This is a genomic window from Caballeronia sp. (genome assembly GCF_049581465.1).
GTDB lineage: Bacteria > Pseudomonadota > Gammaproteobacteria > Burkholderiales > Burkholderiaceae > Caballeronia.
The window spans coordinates 1-6,091 of the sequence record NZ_JBAUSA010000823.1 but is presented as its reverse complement, the minus strand read 5'-3'; the positions used below and the strand labels follow the sequence as shown (position 1 = coordinate 6,091).

Here is a 6,091-nt window from a genome sequence, read left to right as displayed (position 1 = left end):
GGCCCAGTCGGTGCGCATCCCTCCAGGTTCGAGTGTGCATACGCGGATGCCCAAGTGACCCACCTCCTTAGCGACCACGTCGCTGAAGCCGCCGACGGCCCACTTCGCTGCCTGATAGGCGGACAATCCTGGCGCCGTCGTGCGTCCTCCCGCCGATGACACCTGGAAAATATAACCAGCGCGCTGCTCACGCATCACTGGCAGCACCGCGCGGGTCAGGTTGACCACGCCGAACAGGTTCGTTTCCACCTGATCGCGGAAATCTTTCGATGTCATTTGCTCGAACGGAGCGGTGTGGCCGTAACCCGCGTTATTGACCAGCACGTCGATGCGACCAAACGCATTGAGCGCGTGGTCGACCGCGCGTTGCGCGGCCGCCTCGTCGGTGACATCGAGTGCGACGGGACGAATCCGGTCTCCATAGCGCTCGACTAAATCCGCCAGGCGTTCGGGATCGCGGGCGCCAGCAACAAGACGATCGCCCGCGACAAGTACCGCCTCGCTGATGAGGCGCCCAAGGCCGCGCGCAGCGCCGGTTACCAGCCATATTATTGAAGTATCAGACATAGTGAATTCCTTTAGTTGCGGCCGCCCCGCGCGGCCTTCGAGACGTTTTTCCAGCGACTTCGCAGCGTCTTCCCAGCTTCAAGCACCGGTGATGAACCCTACTTTGGGACACGCCGTGTGTATGTTTCGAGTCAGCGGACGGTCGTTACAAATTGACATTATTGGTAAAAGTGTCAATTTCAGTGTAGTTCATTTGACAGTTTTCGTCAAAGTGTCGTGCTATCGATGTGACATAATTGCCGTCATGAGCGAAACAACTTCAACGCGCCGTGACCAGGTGGTCCAGTCGGCGATAGGTGTATTTCTACGATACGGCTATGCACGCACGACGATGGCAGACATCGCCCAAGCGGCGGGCCTGTCTCGACCGACGCTGTATCTGTCGTTTCCGGACAAGGACGCGATCTTTCATGCAGTCGTTGACGCGATGGTGTCTCACAAGCTGAGCGAGATTCGCCGGCGACTACCTCGTTATCGTGGGTTCGAAACCAAGCTGCGCTATGCCTGTGAGGCGTGGGGAGCAGAGGGATTCGAGTTGGTACAGGCGCATCCGGACGCAAAAGACATGTTTGATCTGGGTTTCGCGGCCGTCTGCAATGGATATTCCGCGTTCGAAGAATTGCTGACGGAGATCGTCAGTGCGCCGCTCGCTGATTCGAGCCTCGGGATAGCAGCCGCGGACCTGGCCCAGACGATCGCGTTTGCTATCAAGGGGTTTAAGGAAATAGCCCGCGATGGCGCGGACATGCGGCGAATGATTGGCGTGCAGGTCGCGATCGTCGCGGCCGCGCTTAGTCGGAAAGGCTGAGTCTGTTCGACGGGAGATCGACCCCAACCGGATTTTGCGGCGGTGCTGTGCCGTTTCGCCGGGAATGAAAGAGATAATATTCTTTCCTTTTTTGCGGGATAAAGTAATAATATTGGCCTTATGGCCAAGAAAACATCCCCCTTGCTTCCGATCAACGAACTGCGCTTGCAGCAGTTCGGAGACCGGTTGCGCCTGGCTCGTCTGCGCAGGCATCTGACGGCGAAGCAAGTGGCCGAACGGGCAGGGATGACCACGGTCACACTACGTAGCCTTGAGCGTGGCAGTTCGGGCGTCACGATCGGTGCCTATCTATCGGTGATGCAGGTCTTGGGAGCCGAGCAGGATCTCGATCTAATGCTAAAGGAAGATCTCTTGGGTCGGGATCTGCAGGACGCGGCCTTGACGCGCAAGGCTGCTCCCACCGCGCAGACTCGGCCAAAGGGGTCAGTGACGGCACCGGGCGCATCGTCTGTTGAAACAGGCACCGACCCTCGATCGCGTGACGCCGCCGGTTGGACGCCCGGCAGCGACTTCGTCAGCGCCGACACGCTCGCCGCACTCATCAAGACCCGAAAACCTGCCGAGAAAAAGCAGGGGGACAGATGAGCGACGCCTTTATTGCCGTCCACGGCGATTGGGTTGGCCTGCCAGCCCCCGTGTTGCTGGGCCGTCTCTATACCCACCGTGCGGCAGCCAGGGAAATTCTCGACTTTGAGTTCGATTCTGCCTTCCTGAAGCGCCGGGAGGTGGCCAACCTCAGGCTTGATCCCCGACTCGGCCTATTCGAGGGTCGGCAGTACCCGGCGCAGGGTCAGGACACCTTCGGCGCTTTCGCGGACGCGAGCCCTGACCACTGGGGGCGCCTGCTGATGCGCCGGCGCCTGGAGCGGGCGCAGCGTGCAGGCCTGGTCGACCCCAAGTCCCGGCTCTACGAGTCCGACTACCTGCTCGGCGTGCACGACACCTACCGCGTCGGTGCTCTGCGCTTTCGCCGCAACGAAGAGGGCGCTTTCCTCGACAATCAGCACCACATTGCCGCGCCGCCATTCGTGCAACTGCGCGCCCTGGAAGCGGCAAGCCTGGCGCTAGAGCGCGACGAAAACAACACTGACAGCCACGCCGACGAATGGCTACGCATGCTCATCGCTCCCGGCGGTTCACTGGGCGGGGCTCGCCCGAAGGCCAGCGTTGTCGACCCAGAGGGTCATTTGTGGATCGCCAAGTTTCCCAGTGTGCGCGACGAGCACGACGTGGGCGCCTGGGAAATGGTTGTGCACACCCTGGCCAAGGCGTGCGGCCTGAACGTGCCCGACGCGCTGGTGCGTCGCTTCGGCAGCCAGCATCACACCTTCCTGGTCAAGCGCTTTGATCGCACCCCCGACGGCCGACGCGTGCACTTCGCTTCAGCGATGAATCTGACCGGCCACCAGGATGGCGATGACGCTTCAACCGGTGCCAGCTACCTGGAAATTGCGCAGGTGTTGATGACAGATGGCGTGAGCACGGATGCCGATCTGCGGGAATTGTGGTCTCGCATCGTTTTCAACCTGCTGGTTTCCAACACCGACGACCATCTGCGCAACCACGGCTTCTTGCTTGAGTCGGGCAGGGGATGGCGGCTGTCCCCTGCATTCGACATGAACCCGACGCCCAATGCACATGGGCTGAAGCTCAACATTAGTGAGGTCGACAACGCCATGGATCTGGAACTGGTGCGGTCGGTGGCGCCGTATTTCCGGGTGCCTGTTGCAGATGCGAACGACATCATCGAACAGCAGCAGCAGGTGGTTTCGCAGTGGCGAATCATCGCCCACTCGCTAGGTATTTCCGCTCAGGAACAACGGCGTCTCGCAGATGCTTTCTCAGCGTCTGAGCACAGGAAAATTAAATGAGCGACATCAGACTTTTCAACTTGGTCGGCGGTGCGGCTACGGAACTGGATGGGCAGGCCTCCGACCAGAAAAATCCGCTGCTCGAGATCGAGTGGGAGGTCCGCCCTTAGCCGCATCCTTTCTGCACCTATCGGAAAACCCAATAAACGCCGCGCTTTGCGCGGCGTTTTGTATTTCAGGTTCGCAATCTTGGTCAACCTCGGCGGTCGAGCTGGGGGCCTACAGGAGGAGCGACCTATCCGTGGCAATAAAGAAACCGTCGTCATACGACATCATATAAAGAAAAATGAGATTTTCGCCGTTCATTTAACCCCGTCTAGCCATATGTCCCATACTTGGTACGGGTAAATGCCTAATTGAAATTGGTTATTTCATCTGTAATAGTACGTTGTCGTACAACACAACGTAACACAATTGATCGCAAAGTGTTTGATTGGGCGCGCTCATGGATTTCGGAGCCACCGTTCCAAACAGGCCGCGCGTCGGGCCGACGGATCTACGCGCGCCGTACCTCATCTTGCTATGCCAAGGGCGGTCCGACTGCTCTTTCCACATGGTTCGCAGGTCGGCGGCCTGTTCTCTCTGCAGCCCGGTATCGCCGGGCCTCACCCTGCGCTGTACCACGGCTGAATGGCCCGCAGCGCTGCAAAGGAACCTTATGAAAAAGATTGCCCTTAGTGGAGCCGGCGGACAGCTCGGCTCGGTCGTGCGGACTGCCTTGATCGCACGCGGCATCCCCTTGCGCTCGGCCGGAGGCTCTCGTCCCCTGGTTCCGCTGGTGGAAGGAGAGGACGTGATGCACGGCGACCTGCGCGACCCCGCCATCGTGGATCGCCTGATGGAGGGCGTGGACGTGCTGATCCACTTCGCGGGCACGAGCGTGGAGCGCCCGCTGCCGGAGATCATCGACAACAACCTGCGCGGCTTGGTCGAGGTTTATGAAGGCGCGCGGCGCCACGGCGTGCGGCGTGTGGTGTTCGCCAGCTCGAACCACGCGATCGGCATGTACCCGGTCACCGAACATCTCGGCCTCGACTGCGCGTTGCGTCCGGATGGTTTTTACGGCCTGAGCAAAGTGTGGGGCGAAGCACTGGCAAGAATGTATTGGGATAAGCATGGCATCGAGAGCATCTGTGTGCGTATCGGCAGTTGCGTCGAACGACCGACCGAGCCCAGGCACTTGAGTACCTGGTTCGGACACGCCGACCTGCTGCACTTCCTCGACCGCTGCGTCGAGGCGACGGATGTGGGCTTCATGGTCGTCTGGGGCGTCTCGGCCAACAAGCGCAGCTGGTGGGATAACACCGGCGCGGAGCGCCTGGGTTACCAGCCGACACAGGACGCCGAGGTCTATGCGGCGGAGGTGCTGGCAGGGCCGAACCCGCTCGATGCTTTGGGTCAACGCTACCAGGGCGGCGGCTTCGTGGGGATTAACTACACGCGCGGCGATATCGAGGGCGACGGTTCGATCGCTCCTGCCGGCCAGCCTATTTGATTGACGACGAATTATTAGGAATTAGGAGACGACGCAATGAAAATCAAAGGCATACGCTGGTGGATGGTCAGCCTGGTGGCGGCGGGGCTCATCATCAATTACCTCGCGCGGAACACTCTGTCAGTGGCAGCACCCACGCTGATGAAGGAATTGCATATCAGCACCGAGCAGTACTCGCATGTCGTGGTTGCGTGGCAGTTGTGCTATGCGTTCATGCAGCCGGTCGCGGGCTATTTGCTCGACACGCTCGGCACCAAGATCGGCTTTGCGGGCTTCGCGCTGGCCTGGTCCCTGGCCTGCGCCGCGGCAGCATGGTCCACGGGCTGGCAAAGCCTGGCCTTCTTTCGCGGAGTGCTCGGCCTCACCGAGGCGGCCGGCATCCCGGCCGGCGTGAAGGCGACGACCGAGTGGTTCCCGGCCAAGGAGCGCTCGGTGGCAATCGGCTGGTTCAATATTGGCTCATCGGTCGGCGCGCTGCTCGCGCCGCCGCTGGTCGTATGGGCCTTGTTGCATGGGCAATGGCAATGGGCTTTCCTGATTGTCGGTGGGCTGGGCATTGCCTGGAGCGTGCTGTGGATGGTGCTGTACCGGCACCCGCGCGACCAGAAGCTGCTGAGCGATGGTGAGCGGGATTACATCCTTGCCGGACAGGAGGCGAAGTTCAGCGATGTCGGCGCCCCCAAGCTGAGGTGGACTCAAATGCTCGGTAGTCGCAACTTCTGGGCGATCGGCATTCCCCGGATTCTTTCCGAGCCGGCCTGGCAAACCTTCAACGCCTGGATTCCGTTGTACATGATGACCGAGCGCCACATGAACCTGAAGGAAGTCGCGCTGTTCGCGTGGATGCCGTTCCTGGCGGCGGACATCGGCTGCGTGCTTGGCGGTTACCTCAGTCCGTTGTTTCATAAGTACGCGAAGGTCTCGTTGTTCAACTCGCGCAAGTTGGTGTTCGTCGTTGGAGCCCTCTGCATGATCGGGCCGGCATGCGTTGGACTGGTCGCGAGTCCCTATGCGGCGATTGCGCTGCTGTGCGTCGGCGGCTTTGCCCACCAGACATTGTCTGGGGCGCTTTATGCCATCACCGCGGACATGTTCGGCAAGAACGAAGTCGCCACCGCCACGGGCATGGGCGGCATGGCGGGATATCTGGGCGCTGCGGCGTTTACGGCACTGTTTGGCGTGTTGGTCACTCAAGTCGGCTACAGCCCGCTGTTTGTCGTCTTGGCGGTGTTTGACCTCATCGCGGCTGTGGTTGTGTGCGTGCTGGCCAAGAGCTCGGATCGGATACTCGGGGCGCAGCCTTGGGTGGCGGCGACCCCAGGGGTTAAG

At 60.6% G+C, this 6,091-nt stretch carries 6 protein-coding genes; 5 read left to right on the top strand and 1 reads right to left on the bottom strand.

The window, feature by feature from the left end; all coding sequences use genetic code 11:
- The coding region (locus WCA53_RS20285) for an SDR family NAD(P)-dependent oxidoreductase (RefSeq protein WP_423914836.1) at positions 1-567 on the bottom strand (567 nt) is incomplete at its 3' end.
- Between the two features lie 244 nt (positions 568-811).
- Between WCA53_RS20285 and WCA53_RS20280 the strand changes: the two genes are divergently transcribed.
- From WCA53_RS20280 to WCA53_RS20260, 5 genes are all read left to right on the top strand, one after another.
- On the top strand, positions 812-1,375 hold the full coding sequence (locus tag WCA53_RS20280) for a TetR/AcrR family transcriptional regulator (RefSeq protein ID WP_423914833.1): 564 nt from the start codon (positions 812-814) through the stop codon (positions 1,373-1,375).
- A gap of 120 nt (positions 1,376-1,495) precedes the next feature.
- Positions 1,496-1,981: a helix-turn-helix domain-containing protein gene (locus tag WCA53_RS20275; protein WP_423914830.1), complete on the top strand. Its 486-nt coding sequence runs from the start codon at positions 1,496-1,498 to the stop codon at positions 1,979-1,981.
- Complete coding sequence (locus WCA53_RS20270) at positions 1,978-3,267, top strand: type II toxin-antitoxin system HipA family toxin (protein ID WP_423914825.1); 1,290 nt, start codon at positions 1,978-1,980, stop codon at positions 3,265-3,267. Before WCA53_RS20275 ends, WCA53_RS20270 begins: the two co-directional genes overlap by 4 nt.
- 658 nt (positions 3,268-3,925) lie before the next feature.
- A complete protein-coding gene (locus tag WCA53_RS20265; protein WP_423914820.1) occupies positions 3,926-4,762 on the top strand; it encodes an NAD-dependent epimerase/dehydratase family protein in 837 nt (278 codons plus the stop codon).
- Positions 4,763-4,798: 36 nt separating this feature from the next.
- Positions 4,799-6,091: MFS transporter (locus tag WCA53_RS20260; RefSeq protein ID WP_423914818.1), on the top strand; the 1,293-nt coding region annotated here is incomplete at its 3' end.

What these genes read in the sequence shown, in the direction of transcription:
- WCA53_RS20280 (WP_423914833.1), top strand. Translation starts at nt 812, where the DNA reads ATGAGCGAAACAACTTCAACGCGCCGTGACCAGGTGGTCCAGTCGGCG.
- WCA53_RS20275 (WP_423914830.1), top strand. Translation starts at nt 1,496, where the DNA reads ATGGCCAAGAAAACATCCCCCTTGCTTCCGATCAACGAACTGCGCTTG.
- WCA53_RS20270 (WP_423914825.1), top strand. Translation starts at nt 1,978, where the DNA reads ATGAGCGACGCCTTTATTGCCGTCCACGGCGATTGGGTTGGCCTGCCA.
- WCA53_RS20265 (WP_423914820.1), top strand. Translation starts at nt 3,926, where the DNA reads ATGAAAAAGATTGCCCTTAGTGGAGCCGGCGGACAGCTCGGCTCGGTC.